Below are 16,275 nucleotides of genomic sequence, written 5' to 3' on the forward strand. Positions count from 1 at the left end.
GCCGTTCGGCGAGCCCGGTGGCCAGCACCTCGGCGCCGCCACCGGCAAGGTCGTGTTCCTGCCCCGCTTCCTGCGGATGCGGTTGAGCACGCCCACCTTCGTGCCGGGCCCGCACGACTCCCGGGAGCTGGGCGTGCGGGTGTCGTCGGTGACCGTGGACGGGCGCGAGGCGCTGCGCGAGGTGCTGTGGGAGAAGCTGACCTACGGCGCCGAGGGGCCGGCGAAGGCCCCGTACTTCTGGACCCGCGGCGACGGCGAGCTGTGCGTCCCGATCCCGGACGGCGGGCCGGTCACCCTCGGGTTCACCTGGGCGGCGGAGTCGCGCAAGCAGGTCGTGCTGAGNTGGGACGGCCCGACCGGCTCCACCGACGGCGGCCGGGCCGAGCTGGCCGTCGGCCCGGAGTCGACGACGGTGACACTCACCGTCGGCGGGGAGGCGCCGCGCGTCGACGTGGTCAACAACGTCGGCGGGATCGTGCTGACCGACGGCTACGGCGCGGACCGGGGCTACCAGCAGGTCGACACCGGCCAGTTCGACCAGCCGGAGGACGTGTTCACCGCCTGCGGCAACGGGATGGCCATCCGGTCGTCGCTGGGCCACGAGCTCGGCTGGTTCGACGACGCGTTCTTCCTCTACTACGAGGACACCGACCTGTCGTGGCGGATCCGGGCCCGCGGGTACACGATCCGCTACGTGCCGGGNGCGGTGCTGCGGCACATCCATTCGGCGTCGAGCGTCGAGTGGTCGCCGCTGTTCGTCTTCCACACCGACCGCAACCGGCTGCTGATGCTCACCAAGGACGCGACGGCGGCGCTGGCGCTGTCCGCGGTGCTGCGCTACCCGGCAACGACCGCCTCCATCGCGCTGCGCACCCTGCGCCAGGCGTGGCGGGGCCGCAGCCGGCCGGCGATCCGCCCGACGCTGCTGCGGCTGCGGGTGTGCGGCTCGTACCTGCGGCTGCTGCCCACGATGCTGCGGGCCCGGCGCGAGATCGGCCGCACCGCCGCCGAGCGGCGCTCGAGCCTGCAGAGCTGGCTGGTCTCGCGATGAGCGAACGCGCGAGCGGCGCCACGGATCCCGCCGCGGCCGTCGGCCCCGACGAGCGGCCGGCGCGGGGGGTGCGGGCCGCCGTCTACAACCGGTTCTGGCACTCGATGGGCGGCGGGGAACGCCACAACGGCATGATCGCCCAGGTGCTGGCGGCCGAGGGCGCGAGTGTCGACATCCTCGGGCACTCCGAGGTCGACCTCGACCAGCTCGGCAGCCATCTCGGCCTGGATCTCGCCGGCTGCCGCTACGTCCGGCTGCCCGACCGCGGGGAGGAGGCCATCGCGGCACTGTCCGCGAGCTACGACCTGTTCGTCAACGGCTCGTACATGAGCCGCATCGCGCCGCAGTCCCGCCGCTCGGCGTACCTGTGCTTCTTCCCGACTCCGTTCGACCACGACATGGCGGCCTGGCGCAAGGCCGCGGTGCGCACCGCCGGCCCCCTGCTGCGCGGGGTCCGCCCGGCGGTCAGCTTCGGCCAGGGCTGGTACCCGCCGGAGGGCGGCCGTCGCCGGCAGTGGACCTGGACGAACGGGTCGGGCATCCTCGCCGTCAGCCCGGGTCAGCGGCGCACCCTGCGCGCCGACATCGGCCGTCCGGGCGCGCCCGCCGGCACGTCGCTGCGGGTCCTCGACGCCGGCGGCGGGGTGCTGGCCAAGCTGGAGATCGGCGCCGACTTCGCCCCGTTCGAGGTGCCGCTGCCGCCGACCACCGACGGCACCGAGCTCACCCTGGTCAGCGACGCGTTCTCGCCGGGTGCCGCGGACGTGCGCGAACTCGGCGTCGCGGTGAGCCGGCCACGGGTCACCGACGGCGACGAGGGACCGATCGCCCGCCTGCCGCTGCGCTTCCCCTGGCTGCTGNGCGACCCGGCGGACCTGGCCTACCTCGACGGCTACGACGTGGTCATGGCCAACTCGCAGTTCACCCGGGGCTGGATCCGGCGGTTGTGGAAGCGCGACGCCGACGTGCTTTTCCCCCCGATCCAGGTGCAGCGGCTGCACCCGGCGCCGGCCCGGGAGAAGGCCGTCGTCACCGTCGGGCGGTTCTTCATGCCGGGCCTCGGGCACGCCAAGCGGCAGCTCGAGATGGTGCAGTGGTTCGGTGAGCTCTACCGGGCCGGCGACCTGCCGGGCTGGACGATGCACGTCGTCGGCGGCTGCGAGGAGTCCCAGCGGCCCTACCTGGAGCAGGTCCGCGCCGCCGGGGCCGGCCTGNCGGTGCAGGTCCACCCGAACGCCCCGCGAGCTCAGGTCGAGCAGCTGCTGTCGACCAGCTCCGTGTTCTGGTCGGCGACCGGGTANGGCGAGGACGACCGACGCCGGCCCTGGANGGCGGAGCACTTCGGGATGACCACCGTCGAGGCGATGGCCGGCGGCTGCGTGCCCGTCGTCATCGACCGCGCCGGGCAGCGGGAGATCGTCCGCCACGGCGTCGACGGCTACCGGTGGACCGGACCGGAGCAGGTCGCCTCGTTCACCCGCCGGCTCGCCGCCGAGGACGGCCTGCGCGGCCGGCTCGCGGCCGCGGCGGTCGAGCGGGCCCAGACCTTCTCGGACGACGCGTTCGCCGACCAGTGGCGCGACATCGCCGAGCGCCGCCGGCTCTACCAGGGCTGACCGGGACGCGAAGGTGCGGGCATCGACATGACGGCGGCGGGAGCGGGCGGATGAGGATCGTGCTCGACGGCACGCCGCTGCTCGGGCGGCGCACCGGCGTCGGCCGCTACACCGAGCACCTGCTGGCCGGCCTCGCCCGGCTCGACGCGTCCTGGGAGCTGGCGGCGACGGCGTTCACCTGGCGCGGGCTCGACGAGCTCGCCGCCAGCCTGCCTGCGGGGGTGCGCCCCGCGGCCCGCCGGGCGCCGGCGCGGCTGCTCCAGGACGCCTGGATCCGCGGCGAGCAGCCACCAGTGGAATGGCTGACCGGCGCCGCGGACGTCGTGCACGGGACCAACTTCGTGCTGCCGCCGCTGCGCCGTGCCCGCGGCGTGCTCACCATCCACGATCTGTCCTACCTGCGGACCCCGGACACGGTCACGGCTGCCTCCGCCCGCTACAGCGATCTCGTTCCCCGCGGGCTGCGCCGTGCCCACGCCGTGCTCACGCCGAGCCGGGCCGTCGCCGACGAGGTGATCACCGCCTACCGGCTGGACCCGGCGCTGGTCACCCCCACCCCGCTCGGCGTCGACGACGCCTGGTTCACCACCCCGGCGCCGACGGCCGCCTGGAAGCGGGCCCACGGCCTGCCCGAGCGGTACCTGCTCTTCGTCGGCTCGGTCGAGCCCCGCAAGAACCTCCCGGTCCTGCTGGAGGCCGTCCGCCGGCTGCACGCGGCGAAGCTCGGCGCTCCCCCGCTCGTCCTCGTGGGACCGCCGGGGTGGGGACCGACCCTCGACCTCGCCGGACTGCCTGCCGGCAGCGTCGTCACCGCCGGCTACCTCGACGCCGAGCAGCTTCGGGCGACGGTCGCGGGCGCCGGCGTGCTGTGCTTCCCCTCCCGCTACGAGGGTTTCGGCCTACCGCCCCTGGAGGCGCTCGCCGCCGGTACCCCCGTCGTCGCCGCCGACATCCCGACCGTCCGCGAGGTCACCGGAGCCCTCGTCGAGGCCGTCGGCAGCCCGGTGCGGCTGGTCCGTCAGGCCGGCCGGGACTCCTTCGCCGACGAGCTCGCCGAGGCGATCCTCGCCCTGCTCGCCTCCCCCGGCGACGTCGAGGCGGGCCGCGCCCACGCCCGCACCTTCACCTGGCGGCGCACCGCGGAGCTGACCGCGGCCGTCTACCGCCGGGTCGCCGAGCTTCCCTAGGGCGGCGGCGAGCAGCGCCCCGCCCGCGACCGCGCAGCTCGCCAGGACCACCAGGCCCACCCGCGCCGAGCCGGGTCCGCCCAGCGCCCAGCCGGCGCGCAGCCGGTCGGGCAGGGCGAGCGGCGCCAGCGCAGGCCGCTTCCAGGCCAGCTCCCGCCCGACGAGCACCACCGTGCAGGCCGTCATCGCCGCGACGACGGCCAGCGTCGGCAACCCGCGCCGACCCAGCGGCAGGGCTCGGCAGGACGCGGCGACACCGATCGCGAGCACCGGTGCCATCGGCAGCAGGTAACGGGTGAACGACGCCCCACCCGCGGCCACGTAACCCACCAGGGTGGCGACGACGAGCAAACAGTGCGCGGCCACCAGGAGCCACCCGAGGACCACGCCACCGCTGCTGCCGTTCCCGCTGCTGCCGTTCCCGCTGCTGCCGTTCCCGCTGCTGCCGTTCTCGCTGCTGCCGCCCGGGCCGGCTGCGGACGGTCCGGGGGCAGCCTCTCCGGACCGGCGCCGGGTGGCCGCGCGCAGGGCCGCTGCGGCCAGACCGGCGCCGGTGACCACCGCGACGCCGACGGCGACCTGCTCGGCGTGACCGGTGACGAGTGTGGGCCGGCCGAAGAACCCGCGGTAGACGTACCACCACAGATCACCGTCGCGCAGCACCTGCCAGACCGAGGGGTGCGCCCCGCCGAGCGGGAACATCTGCGCGATCCGCCCGGAGGCGGTGGGATCGCCGTAAAGGCGCTGGTTACGCAGGTAGAACCAGCCGACGGCGGCGACGGTGAGGGCGAGCAGCGCACCAGCGGTGGCCAGGCCCCGGCCGGCCCGGCGGGTGCGGCTTCCCGTGGTGTGCAGCGCCACGGCGGCGGCGACGGCGGGCACCACGGCGGCGAGCGCCACCGCGCCGCTCGCGCGGCTGGCCGCCGCGGCCGGCCCGAGCATCGCGAGACCCACGAGGATCCGCGGGCGCGGCCCACCGCGGGCGAGGGCGACGGTCACCGCGAGCAGCCCCGTCACGGTCGCCATCGCCAGGGTGTCGTTGTAGATCTGCCCGGAGGTGACGACGACGAGCCCGACGGCCCCGATGACCGCCGCCGCCCCCACCGCGACGCCCGGCCGGTCCGGCAGCAGCCCGCGGCACAACGCCGCCGTCGCGACGACGACGCCCACACCGAGCAGCACGTTGACGGCGCGGGCGGCACGAAAGCCGGCCAGCGGATGGCCCGCCGCCTCGCCGGCCCCCAGCGGCACCGCCTCCACCACGTAGAACAACGGCGGGTGGTTGGCGGTGTAGACCAGGTCGAAGTTGGACAGTCCCCGACCGAGGCGCACCCCGCACAGCCCGTCGGCATGCGCGTCGACCGCGGCTCTGGTCTGCGCGGGTGCGGCCCGGCAGCTCGCCGGCAGGCCCGGCATGCCGGGTACCCGGGAGCGCACCGGGGTGTCGAGCCGAGGCAGCGAGCCGTGGGCGAGCTCGAGCGCGTACGCCGTGTGCTGCGCCTCGTCGGCCCCGGTGAACGGCGGGACCACCGCGGCGACCAGCAGCCCCAGCGAACTGAAGATCAGCCCGGCCGCGGCGACCCCCAGCACAAGCCACCGGGCGGTTGCCAGGGTGGCCGGGCGATCGGCGTCGCCGTCCGGGTCATCCGAGCGGTGCCGTCCCATCTCGCACCCCCCACGCCGATCAACCGGCGGCGCACGGGTGCCCCCCGACCGTCTCCGCCGATACGACGGTAACGCCCGGTCCTCGTCGGCTATCCGGCGGTTCGTCCCCGCAGCTCGTCGGCGAACGCGCCCACACCGAGGACTGCGGCCAGGGCGATCGGCCCGATGACCGCGCCGAGGTAGCGGTAGTCGAAGCCGGAGGTGACCGAGGACAGCACGAGGGTCGACACCCCGGACCCGGCCGCCAGCCAGAACACCCGCCCGACCCCGGCGGGGGCGGCGTCGTCGGGTGGCGGCGCCCGTCGTGGCGACCGTCGGGCCCGGATCGTCCGGCCCGCTGTGAGCAGCGACGCCGCCAGGCCTGCCAGCAGGCCCAGGCCGACCAGCGGCATCGGCGCGTAGGACAGCCGGGACCAGGCGGCGAGCAGACCGGCCGGCGGCGCATGCACCGCCGTGGCGACGAAGTAGCCGTCGTCGGCGTGGGCGTCCTCCGGGGGCAGCACGTTGGTGGTGCGGGTCGGCAGCTCCCAGGTGTCCGCCCGGGACGTCTGCGGCGTCTCGTACGGCACCGGGTCCAGGTAGCCGGCGAGGTAGCGGGCCGAGGACGTGACGAGCGCCCACGGCTGTTCGCGCACCACCTCGTGCGCGAACGTCCCCGCGAGGTCCTCCCGGCCCGGCGGGATCTGCCGGTGGCCCTGGCGCAGCGGCGAGTCGGCGGGCCACAGGTAGCGGACCGGGGCGCCGCGCTGGTTCACCGGCCGCGGGTCGCACAGGGTACGCAGGTCCGCGCGGGAGATCGTCGAGCAGTCGGCGAACGTCGCCACCCGCCCGTACAGGAAGAAGCCGGAATGGGCGGACACCGCGAAGCCCTTGCCCTCGGCCGCGCTCCAGCCGGCGTAGGCACCCACCGGGACGGCGGCCGCCACCACGAACGCGGCGACGGGGGCGACCACCCGCAGCGGCACCCGCCGCCCGCGGGCACCCGGCGCGCCGCGGGCGGCGACCGCGTCGGCCACCAGCACGACGACGGCGACCGCCAGCGGCCCGTAGCCCACCGTGCGCACGCACAGCGCCGCGCCCAGCAGCAGCCCGCCACCCGCCGCCGCAACGGCCCGCGGCCGCCGCCAGCCCGCCAGCACCGCGACGCCGGCCGAGACGAGCACCCCGAACAGGCTGTCCGCCAGCACGAACTGCCCCAGGTCCAGCACCCACGGCGCAAGCAACGCGGGGGCCGCGGCGAGTGCGGCCAGCCAGGGCCGGCGGACCGCCCGCACCGCCACCGCGTACAGCGCCACCGCCACGGCCAGGGTGAGCAGGTGCTGCACGACCACGATCCGGGTCACGTGGCTGGGGCCGTCGAGGATTCGCAGGAAGATCGGATAGCCGGACGGCCGCCAGTCCCCCGGCCACAGATCGCGCCAGGCCTGGTCCAGATAGGCGGCGGAGTCCCCGAGGTACATCAGCGCCGGCGGGTAGGCGACCAGCACGAGCACCCGCGCGGCGACCGCGACGACGACCAGTACGGCGAAAACCACGTGTCTGCGCACGCCCCGCCGGCCTCGGCCGAAAGCCGCTCGCATCCCGGAGCCGGCCCCCGCGAAGGGAGCGCCGGCCGGCCGGCGCGACCGTGGCCGTGTCGACGAGGGTTGGGCTGGCACCGATGACGGTGTGGCGGGCTGCCCGGAATGGACGGACGGCGGGCCGGGGCTGCCACTGTCGGCGTCCACGGCCTCGCCGGGAACCTGGCTGACGCTACCCATCGCCCCCAGTCTCGCAGGACCGCGACCAGCCGCCCTTCACCGGACCGGCGCTGACGTGCAGCAGAGGTGCCCGCGCCGTCAGGGCGCGGGCACCTCCTGGTCAGCCGATGAGGGGGCAGGAAGGTCGGGCACGGCCGCCCGTGCCCGAGGTCCGGCTACGGGAGACGTTTCGCCGCGCCGGAGGATCCGTCCGCAACCTCCTCGTCGACGACCACGACGGCCGTCGGCGCGGCAGCGGTCAGTGCGGCGGCGGCGGCGATGCCGGTCGCGGTGGACTCGGGCGCGGCAGGCGCCGGGGAGGCAGGCGCCGGGGGGACAGGGGCCGGGGGGACAGGGGCCGGGGGGACAGGGGCCGGGGAGGCCGGGCCTGCGGCGTCGTCAACGGCCGGGGAGACGGTGTCGACGGTGTGGCGCATGCGGATCTCCGGCAGCAGCCAGGTCAGGGCGAAGGCGACCAGGCCGATCGGCACCGCGACCAGGAAGACCGTCTGCATCGAGTCCGAGAAGGCCTGGACGAAGCCGTCGCGGATGGCCGGCGGCAGGGCGTCGATGACCTTCGGGCTGATGTTCGCCCCGGAGGCGGCGAGGCCGGGCGGCAGCGGCAGGCCCGCGAGGCGCTCACTGANGTTGCCGGCCAGCACGTTCGCGAAGATCGCGCCGAAGACGGCGGTACCGAACGATCCACCGATGGAGCGGAAGAAGGTCGCCCCCGAGGTCGCCACGCCCATCTGCCGGTGGTCGACGGAGTTCTGCACGGCGATGACGAGCACCTGCATCACCGAACCGATCCCGACACCCAGCACGAACATCGACAGCNCGAGCTGCCAGGTGGCGATGTCGGGGCTGATGAACGACAGCAGGAACAGGCCGATCGTCATCACCGCGGTGCCCACGATCGGGAAGACCTTGTACCGGCCCCACTGGCTGATCAGCCGGCCGGAGATGATCGAGCTGAGCAGCAGTCCGCCCATGACCGGCAGCATCTGCAGGCCGGACTCGGTCGGATCGACGCCCTTGACCACCTGCAGGAACAGCGGCAGGAAGACGATCGCGCCGAACATCGCGAAGCCGACGACGAAGCCGATCGCTCCGGCCGCCGAGAACACCCGGTTGCGGAACAGCGACAGCGGCAGGACCGGCTCGACCGCCCGGCGCTCGGCGAACACGAACGCGACGAGCAGCACGGCGCCCGCGACCCCCAGGCCGATGATCTCCGGGGAGCCCCAGCCGTAGGTGGTGCCGCCCAGGCTCGTCAGCAGCACCAGGCTGGTGGTGGCACCGGCCAGCAGCACGGTGCCGAGATAGTCGATCACGTGCTTGATGCGGTTCGTCGTCGCCGGCAGGGCCAGCGCCGTGACCACCAGGGCGACCNCGCCGACCGGCAGGTTCACGTAGAAGACCCAGCGCCAGGACAGGTGGTCGACGAACAGGCCGCCGAGCAGCGGGCCGATCACCGAGGACACGCCGAACACCGCGCCGAACAGTCCCTGGTAGCGGCCACGGTCGCGGGGCGNCACCAGGTCGCTGATGATCGTCATCGCGCCGATCATCAGGCCGCCGCCGCCGAGGCCCTGCAGGGCCCGGAAGCCGATGAGCTGACCCATCGACGTGCAGGCGCCGGCGAGGACGGACCCCACCAGGAACAGCACGATCGACACCTGAAAGAGGATCTTCCGCCCGTACAGGTCACCGAGCTTGCCCCACACCGGCGTCGACACGGTCGAGGCGAGCAGGTAGGCGGTGACCACCCACGACAGGTGGGTGGCCCCGCCGAGATCACCGACGATCGTCGGCAGCGCCGTGGACACGATCGTCTGGTCCAGCGAGGCCAGCAGGATCCCCAGGAGCAGGGCTCCCATGATGATCCAGAGCCGGCGCTTGTCGGCGACCTGCGCCGCGGACGCGTCGGCCGGGACCTCGACGCCGGGCGTGGACGCCTGAGCCTGGGTCATGATCAGCTCCCCTCGTGGTCGTGGCTGTCGGTACAGAGTTCCGTCGTTCTCATCGGGTCGGCTTCCTCGGGGAGGGTGCTGGTGCGGCGGACATGATCGGGAATGTCTCGGGGGGACGGCGCGGTCTCGGCACCCGGGCCGGAGCAGGGCGGGCCGGAGCGGGCCGCGCCGGTCAGGCCGGTGACCTGCGTGGTGGGGGCGGCAGGCCCCGCGACAGACTGTCGAACNCCTGGCCGAGCAGGTCGGCCAGCGGCGCACCGGGGGACTCCTGCCAGCGCAACGACAGGATGNGCACGATCGCCAGGACCGCGGCGACCAGCACGGCGGGATACGGGTCCCGGGCCGGGTCGAGGCCGCAGCGGCTGCCGACGGCCTCCGCGAGCGCGTTCTCGTACGAACTCCAGCTCGCCGCGCTGGCCGTCATCAGGTGCGGATGCCGGCGGATGATCGCAAGGCGGGCCCGCCAGAGGTCGGCCTGCTCTGGCGCGATGAGCGCGGCGCGCTGCAACATGACCGCGCGCACCGCGGCCAGNGGCTCCTCGCCGAGGGGGCGGGCCACGAGCGCCTCGGTGATCTCCCGGATGTCCTCCGGGTCGATGCCGACGATCGCGTCGTCCTTGGTGGGGAAGTAGTTGAAGAACGTCCGGGTGGAGACCTCCGCCGCGGCGGCGATCTCGTCGACCGAGACGCCGTCCAGGCCGCGCTCGGCGACGAGCCGGATGGCCGCCATCCGCAGGGCCCGGCGGGTCCGCAGCTTCTTGCGTTCCCGCAGGCCCAGCTCTGCCGGCCGGGGCCCGGCCGACGGCCGCAGGGGCGCCTGATCCGTGCCCACCTGGGTCGCCATCGCCCTCTCCCTCACCCGTCGTCAAACCGTTGCAGCAGCTACAACCTTGTAGTCCCTAGAATTATTCTTGCTCTGCAAAATTCTTTCTGGAAGTGACGGACTGCACACAGACGAGCCTCATAGCGTGCGGATCAGCCGTCGACGGACCGATCCGGTCACACCATCAGTCGCGCAGCGTCCCGTCAGCGGCGCAGGACAAGGCGTTCCGTCAGCGGCGCAGGACAGGGACGGCGCCCGTCGCCGATACGGGATGACAGCGGCGTCCGGCAGCGATGCAGGACGAGAACGTCGGCCCGACGAGGCAGGGTCCGCCCGTGAACGGGGCGAGGGGCCGACTCAGCCGCGCAGGTCCTCGCCGGAGCGGGCGAAGGCGTCCTGCAACGCCCGGTGCCAGGGACGCAGCGGGGTGAGACCCGCGTCCGCCCACGACCGCGTGGACAGCACGGAGTAGGCCGGCCGCGCGGCGGCCCGAGGGAAGGCGTCCGTGGTCGTCGCGCTGACCGTGGCCGGGTCCAGGCCGATCTCGGTCATGATCCGACGGGCGAATCCATACCAGGTCGTCTCGCCGGTGTTCGTGCAGTGGTAGACCCCGGGCGGCGCCGGGGAGGCGACGAGGTCGAGCAGGCCGGCGGCCAGATCGGCCGACCAGGTCGGCGAACCGGTCTGGTCGGCGACGACCGAGACCGCGCCACGCTCCCGGGCCAGNCGACTGATCGTCTTGACGANGTTACGACCCGTCGCGCCGTATACCCAGGCGGTCCGGACAACGTACGAGGACGCCGGTAGCAGCGCCCGCACGGCCTCCTCGCCCGCGAGCTTGGTGCGGCCGTATGCGCCGGCCGGGTCGGTCTCGTCCCCGGTCTCGTAGGGCTTCGTCGCCCGGCCGTCGAAGACGTAGTCGGTCGAGAGCTGCACCAGTGTGGCGTCGAGCTCGGCACAGGTGGCGGCCAGGTGGGCGGGTCCGGTGGCGTTGACAGCGTAGGCCCCGGCCTCGTCGGCCTCGGCACCGTCCACGTCGGTCCAGGCGGCGGTGTTGATCACAACCAGACCGCCCTGGATCTTCGCCGGCCGAGCCTGGTCACGCAGGACGGCGCGGACCCGCGCAGGGTCGGTGATGTCCAGCTCGGCCCGGCCGAGCCCCGCCCAGGCCCGCACGGGAGAATCCGGTTCGGCCGTTCGGGCCTCGAGCAGGCGGCACAGGTCGGCGCCGAGTTGTCCGGCGGCACCGGTCACGAGAACGCGCACGGCCCCGAGTCTGGCAGATCAACCCGCGTCCCTCGCGGCTGCCTCGGCCGTGCCGCGCCAGGAAACGATCAGGCCGGGTCTGGACGATCAGGCCGGGCTAGTAGGTGCACCGCGAGGTGAGCTCCGCGGCGGTCGAGACGGGGGCCGAGGCGGGGGCGGTGTCGGCCGGCGCGGTGGGCCCGCCGGAGGCGGCGCCCACGGACGCGCCCGCGGGTGAGCCCGCAGTGGTCGGCCCCGCGGTGCCGCCGGCGGCCGACGTCGGGGCAGCGGTGATCGTGTCCACCTCGAAGGAGGTGCCGAGAACGAGGTGCACCCGGCCGGCGGGAACTGCGGCGTCCTGCTGTAGCCGGCTGCCGGGCACGGCGGCCTGGACCGTCCGCGCGGCCTGCGCCGAACCCGGGTGGTACCGCACCTGCGTGATGCGCTGGACGCCCGCGGGCCAGGTTCGCGCCGGCCCGACCTGGAAGCCGGCCCGGTCCAGCGCGGCGGCGGCCGAGGTGGCCAGGCCGCCGATCCCGGCGCCGTTGTAGACGTCGACGGTCACCGTCGCCCGGGGCACCGTCGCCGGGAGCACCGTCGGCGACGGGCTCACCGCCGGGGCCGCGGTCCGGCCGGGCCGGCCGCGCAGCGGAGCGAGGAACCTCTCCAGCGCGATGGGCTCGTAAAGCTGCACGGAGCCGAAGCGAGGCAGCTCGCCCAGGGCGTTGCCACCCTCGGCCGGGGTGGGCGCGTGCACCGGGATCGTCTCGAACCGGATCTGGTCGGCGGACATGCCGCGCAGCCGCGTCGCGAGCGCGCGCAGATCGTTCATGCTCGTCCCGTCATCGACGGTGAGCGCCTTCGTCGCCGCGTGCAGCAGGTTCTCCAGCCGCACGGGGTTGGTGAGCACGCCGGAGGAGGTTGCCTGGGTGAACACCGCGCCGATGAACTGCTGCTGACGGCGGATGCGGTCGAAGTCGTTGTCCGGCAGGCCGTGGCGCTGCCGGACGAACGCCAGCGCCTGCTCCCCCGAGAGCCGGTTCTCGCCGATCCGGCCACGCCACTGCGACCACGGGTCGTACAGGTTCGACCGGCCCCCGCCGGGCAACGGCTTGACGCACACGGTGACCCCGCCGACGGCGTCGGTCATCTCCTTGAAGCCGGCGAGGTCGATCGAGACGTAATGGTCGATCCTGATGTCGGTGAGGTTCTCGATCGTCCTGATCAACAGACTGGGGCCACCGATGGTGATCGCCGAGTTGATCTTGCCGCGGCCGTGNCCGGGGATGCGCACCAGGGTGTCGCGGGGAAACGAGACCATCGTCGTCGTACCGTTCGCGTCGAGATGGGCCAGCATGGTGGTGTCGGACCGCTCGTCGGTCACCGCACCCTGGCTTTCGTACTCGCCGCCGGTGCCGGCCCGGCTGTCCGAACCGACCAGCAGGAAGTTGCGGGTACCGGAGGCGGCGTCCGCCGGCCGGTCGTCGCCGAGGCCGAGCCGGNTACGGTGGATCTGCGCGCCGAAGTACTCGTAGGCGGTCCAGCCGCCCACCGTGGTCACCAGGATCAGGGCGGAAAGCGCGGCGGCGAGCAGGATGACCAGTCGACCGAGCGGTGAGCNCTCCCGCCGAGCGTCGTGCACGATGTGTCCCGCCCACGCGGCCCGGCGAGAGCCCGGGGATCGGCGAGCCCGGGACCCCCGGCGGGTCCGCGCGGCACGACCCTCCGCCCGCGGATCGCCCGGTGGACGCGGCGGCGCCTCGGTCACCGTGTCCCCCTCCCAGGCGGCCGGAGATTTCTCGCGGGCATGGCTCGATCAGCCGGCCGGTCAGCGTCCCGGCCAGGCTGGCCGTAGCGAACCCTTCGACTACTCAACGTACCCGTATCGGGTGGCGCACACTCGTCACCAACGCGTTGCGTAGGAAAGACGGGCCACCGCGGGGGACCTACGACCCGCCAACCGGGCAAAGGGGACCGGCAACGGGGATCAGTCCCATCCGATGACAGCCGCCACACCTGCTGTTACTTTCGGTCACTTCGGGGGCGACGCGATAGGGTTTCGGATCATGAAGGCCCTCGTCCTCGCCGGTGGCTCGGGAACGCGTCTGCNGCCGATCACGCACACGTCCGCCAAGCAGTTGGTCCCGGTGGCGAACAAACCGGTGCTCTTCTACGGCCTTGAGGCCATCCGGGATGCCGGGATCGTGGACGTCGGCATCATCGTCGGCGAGACCGCCGCCGAGATCGAGGCGGNGGTCGGCGACGGCGCGGCGTTCGGGATCCGCGTGACCTACATCCACCAGGACGCGCCCCTCGGACTCGCGCACGCGGTTCTCATCGCCCGCGACTTCCTCGCCGACGAACCGTTCGTCATGTACCTCGGGGACAACCTCATCATCGGCGGCATCGCCAGCCTGGTCTCGGAGTTCCGACGTAACACCCCGGACGCGCTGATTCTCCTCACGAAGGTGGACAATCCCTCCGCCTTCGGCGTCGCGGAGCTCGGCGCGGAGGGCCGCATCGTTCGGCTCGTCGAGAAGCCGCTGGTCCCGCCGAGCGACCTCGCGCTCGTCGGCGTCTACATGTTCGGTACCGCCGTGNACGAGGCGGTGCGCGCGATCAAACCGTCGGCCCGCGGTGAGCTGGAGATCACCGAGGCCATCCAGTGGCTGGTCGACGGCGGCTACGAGGTCGCCTCCCACCTCGTCGAGGGCTACTGGAAGGACACCGGCCGGCTGGCCGACATGCTGGAGACCAACCGGCACCTGCTGGAGTCCATCGAGCCGGCGATCCACGGCACCGTGGACGCCGACAGCTCGATCGTGGGCCGGGTCGTGATCGAGGACGGCGCCTCGCTCGTCCGCTCCACCGTGCGCGGCCCGGCCATCATCGGGCGTGGGACCACCCTGGTCGACACGTACGTGGGCCCGTTCACCTCGATCTTCCATTCGTGCACGATCGAACGCACCGAGATCGAGTACTCGATCGTTCTGGAGCGGGCGACCATCCGCGGAATCGGGCGGATCGAGGACTCACTGATCGGCCGGGACGTCGAGGTCGTGCCCTCGGCCGCCCTGCCCAAGGCGCACCGGCTCATGCTGGGCGACCACTCCCGTGTCTCGGTCGCCACGACGGGCACCTGACCCCGCCGAGGTCTCACACCCTGGTGGCATCGTCCGGGCTCGGCGGCCGGTTGCGGGAGGCTGGGTGCGCCCGCGGTGTCGGAGCCGGTCGACAACCTCCTGCCATCGCGTTGGCCGTCATCCGTCCTAGTCCTGCGGGCCCGACCGCGCCGTGACGGGGCCGCCGGGGGACGTCGCCGCGGTCGGGTCGACGGCGGCGGCCGACGGTTGCGTGGGGGTGACCGCGGCGACCTTGGAGTCGGAGTCAGGGCCGGCTGCGGAGTCGGAGGCGGGGGCGGCCGGTCGCTGCCAAGCGCCGGCGCCGGCGCCGGCGATCGTGCCGGCGAACAGCAGCGCGGCCAGAACGAACACGGCGATCGTCACCCCAACCGGGAACGGCGCCCACCGGCCGATCGCCGACACCACGTCCGGAATCCGTGCCGGGGTGAACGAGACCCGGCGCGGCAACCAGTAGTAGGAGCAGATCGCGAGCAGCGCCGCGCCCTGCATGAGCAGCGCGCCGACCAGCAGGACCAGCGGGGCCAGCCGTTCACGGCCGGGCAACGCCCGGCGCAGGCCGAGGGCGACCACGACCCCCAGCCCGACCAGACCGAGGTAGAGATAACGGCCCTGGACGGCGATCCCACGGGTGTACCGCTGGTACTCCGCCCAGCTGCGCTGGCCGACCTCGAGGTACGCGAACGCGACCGGCAGCAGCAGGACCACCACCCCGGCCGCGAGCGACAGGCGCTCGGGCCGGGCGGATCGCCGACGGCCGACGACCGCCGTCACGCTCAGCCCGACGACGGCGACGGTGGCGAGCACGATCGCGATCGGGGAAAGCTGCGGCGGCTCGAACATTCCCAGGCCGCCCCAGAACCGCGAGATCATCGTGCGGAAGAAGTACCAGAACCAGGTCAGGAACGAGTCGGGGAGCAGCAGCGGCTCCCGCCGCGGCGGGTTGGTCGCCCAGCCGTTGGGCTGGACGGCGTCGTACAGCAGGTAGTTACGGACCCACCACCAACCGCCGAGCGCGAGACCGAGGCCGACGGCCAGCAGCGCGGGAATCCATGGCAGGGAGCCGACGACGATCCGCAGCCGACGCCACCCGCGCACGCCGGTCTCCGCCGCGCCCGCCGCGTCGGCCGCGCCCGCCGCCCGACCGCGCCACCATCCGACCAGGTAGGCCGCGACGATCATGGCTGGCAGGGTGAGCGCGAACGCCTTGGACAGCAGCGCGAGCCCCAGCCACAGCCCGGCCCACAGGGCGGTGCGCCGACGCAGGTCGCCCCGCAGCACCCCGGCCAGGACCACGGTGAGCCCGCCGGTGGTGAGCATGAGGATGCCGTCGTTGTTGAAGGTGGCGCCGACCCGGGTGAACCCCGGGATCGCCAGCGGGAGGGCGGCCGCGGCGAGTGCCGAGGGCTCTCCGAGACCGAAGCGGCGGGCGGCGAGCCAGGCCAGCAACGGCAGCGGCGCGACGACCAGGATGTTCAGTAGACGCAGTACGAAGACCTGCTGGTCATAGGCCCAGTCGCCGGAGCCGGGCAGGGCGCGCAGCACCACCGCCCCCACAGCGTAGATCAGGGGTGGATGCTGCACCATCTGGTTGGACAGACGCCCGTCGTCGACCGGCGTCGGGCCGCCGAGGGCGTCGAAGGACTTCCGCTGGTCGCGCGGTGTCGGGTCGATCTCCGCGAACGGCGCGGCCCCGCGCCGCTTTCCCCCGGACTGGAACATGTCCTGGTAGCGGCCCCGGTCGAAGTCGTCCGAGGTCGCCGCCACCCCGGTGGCGATCATCTTCTCGCCGGGGGCGGGCCAGCCGGCTCCGTGCTGCAGCCCGTAGACCATGTC

At 73.8% G+C, this 16,275-nt stretch carries 7 protein-coding genes and 19 pseudogenes; 12 read left to right on the forward strand and 14 right to left on the reverse strand.

Translation table 11 applies throughout. The features are described from left to right. The 8 genes and pseudogenes from UK94_RS47235 to UK94_RS32380 form a co-directional block, all read left to right on the forward strand. Nucleotides 1–342: pseudogene (locus UK94_RS47235) on the forward strand (glycosyltransferase family 2 protein); the annotation flags it as partial. Between the two features lies 1 nt (nt 343). Next, nucleotides 344–702: pseudogene (locus tag UK94_RS47240) on the forward strand (glycosyltransferase family 2 protein); the annotation flags it as partial. A gap of 1 nt (nt 703) precedes the next feature. Then, a pseudogene (locus UK94_RS47245) lies at nt 704–1,051 on the forward strand (glycosyltransferase family 2 protein); the annotation flags it as partial. Further along, nucleotides 1,048–1,911, forward strand: a pseudogene (locus UK94_RS47250) (glycosyl transferase family 1); the annotation flags it as partial. The pseudogenes UK94_RS47245 and UK94_RS47250, both read left to right, overlap by 4 nt. A 1-nt stretch (nt 1,912) precedes the next feature. Next, a pseudogene (locus UK94_RS47255) lies at nt 1,913–2,265 on the forward strand (glycosyl transferase family 1); the annotation flags it as partial. Between the two features lies 1 nt (nt 2,266). Continuing rightward, nucleotides 2,267–2,351, forward strand: a pseudogene (locus tag UK94_RS47260) (hypothetical protein); the annotation flags it as partial. Nucleotides 2,352–2,381: 30 nt separating this feature from the next. Continuing rightward, a pseudogene (locus UK94_RS47270) lies at nt 2,382–2,667 on the forward strand (glycosyltransferase); the annotation flags it as partial. 50 nt (nt 2,668–2,717) lie between these two features. After that, nucleotides 2,718–3,854, forward strand: a complete 1,137-nt coding sequence (locus UK94_RS32380; RefSeq protein ID WP_095212655.1) for a glycosyltransferase family 1 protein — start codon at nt 2,718–2,720, stop codon at nt 3,852–3,854. A 1,754-nt stretch (nt 3,855–5,608) separates the two neighbouring features. Here UK94_RS32380 and UK94_RS10710 read toward each other — a convergent pair. The 13 genes and pseudogenes from UK94_RS10710 to UK94_RS47330 all read right to left on the reverse strand — a co-directional run. Next, the gene (locus UK94_RS10710) at nt 5,609–7,066 is read right to left on the reverse strand and encodes a hypothetical protein (RefSeq protein ID WP_235487406.1); all 1,458 of its coding nucleotides are present in this window, start codon (nt 7,064–7,066) and stop codon (nt 5,609–5,611) included. 839 nt (nt 7,067–7,905) lie between these two features. Beyond that, nucleotides 7,906–8,095: pseudogene (locus UK94_RS47280) on the reverse strand (EmrB/QacA family drug resistance transporter); the annotation flags it as partial. Between the two features lies 1 nt (nt 8,096). Next, nucleotides 8,097–8,650 (reverse strand): annotated as a pseudogene (locus tag UK94_RS47285) (EmrB/QacA family drug resistance transporter); the annotation flags it as partial. A 1-nt stretch (nt 8,651) separates the two neighbouring features. Further along, nucleotides 8,652–8,792 (reverse strand): annotated as a pseudogene (locus UK94_RS47290) (MFS transporter); the annotation flags it as partial. 1 nt (nt 8,793) lies between these two features. Next, nucleotides 8,794–9,231 (reverse strand): annotated as a pseudogene (locus UK94_RS47295) (MFS transporter); the annotation flags it as partial. Nucleotides 9,232–9,233: 2 nt separating this feature from the next. After that, nucleotides 9,234–9,458, reverse strand: a 225-nt coding sequence (locus UK94_RS47300) for a hypothetical protein (protein ID WP_235487407.1), incomplete at its 5' end; no start/stop codon positions are given. Between the two features lies 1 nt (nt 9,459). Beyond that, nucleotides 9,460–9,521, reverse strand: a pseudogene (locus UK94_RS47305) (hypothetical protein); the annotation flags it as partial. A 1-nt stretch (nt 9,522) separates the two neighbouring features. Beyond that, nucleotides 9,523–9,742, reverse strand: a pseudogene (locus UK94_RS47310) (TetR family transcriptional regulator); the annotation flags it as partial. Between the two features lie 22 nt (nt 9,743–9,764). Next, nucleotides 9,765–10,075: pseudogene (locus UK94_RS75985) on the reverse strand (TetR family transcriptional regulator); the annotation flags it as partial. Nucleotides 10,076–10,411: 336 nt separating this feature from the next. Continuing rightward, a partial coding sequence (locus tag UK94_RS47315; RefSeq protein WP_235487409.1) for a sugar nucleotide-binding protein occupies nt 10,412–10,780 on the reverse strand: 369 nt, incomplete at its 5' end. A 21-nt stretch (nt 10,781–10,801) separates the two neighbouring features. Then, nucleotides 10,802–11,308 (reverse strand): annotated as a pseudogene (locus tag UK94_RS47325) (sugar nucleotide-binding protein); the annotation flags it as partial. Nucleotides 11,309–11,417: 109 nt separating this feature from the next. After that, nucleotides 11,418–12,578, reverse strand: a 1,161-nt coding sequence (locus UK94_RS10730; RefSeq protein WP_235487411.1) for an LCP family protein, incomplete at its 5' end; no start/stop codon positions are given. Between the two features lies 1 nt (nt 12,579). Further along, a pseudogene (locus UK94_RS47330) lies at nt 12,580–12,801 on the reverse strand (LCP family protein); the annotation flags it as partial. Between the two features lie 564 nt (nt 12,802–13,365). Here UK94_RS47330 and UK94_RS73430 point away from each other — a divergent pair. From UK94_RS73430 to UK94_RS47345, 4 genes and pseudogenes are all read left to right on the forward strand, one after another. Further along, on the forward strand, nt 13,366–13,408 hold a 43-nt coding region (locus UK94_RS73430), incomplete at its 3' end, for a hypothetical protein (protein ID WP_268761301.1). 1 nt (nt 13,409) lies between these two features. Further along, nucleotides 13,410–13,552 (forward strand): annotated as a pseudogene (locus UK94_RS47335) (glucose-1-phosphate thymidylyltransferase); the annotation flags it as partial. Between the two features lies 1 nt (nt 13,553). Beyond that, nucleotides 13,554–13,899, forward strand: a pseudogene (locus UK94_RS47340) (sugar phosphate nucleotidyltransferase); the annotation flags it as partial. A gap of 1 nt (nt 13,900) precedes the next feature. Beyond that, a pseudogene (locus UK94_RS47345) lies at nt 13,901–14,442 on the forward strand (sugar phosphate nucleotidyltransferase); the annotation flags it as partial. A gap of 126 nt (nt 14,443–14,568) precedes the next feature. Here UK94_RS47345 and UK94_RS10740 read toward each other — a convergent pair. After that, the coding region (locus UK94_RS10740; RefSeq protein WP_235487414.1) for a glycosyltransferase family 39 protein at nt 14,569–16,275 on the reverse strand (1,707 nt) is incomplete at its 5' end.

Source organism: Frankia sp. AvcI1, assembly GCF_001420875.1.
GTDB classification, from domain to species: domain Bacteria; phylum Actinomycetota; class Actinomycetes; order Frankiales; family Frankiaceae; genus Frankia; species Frankia alni.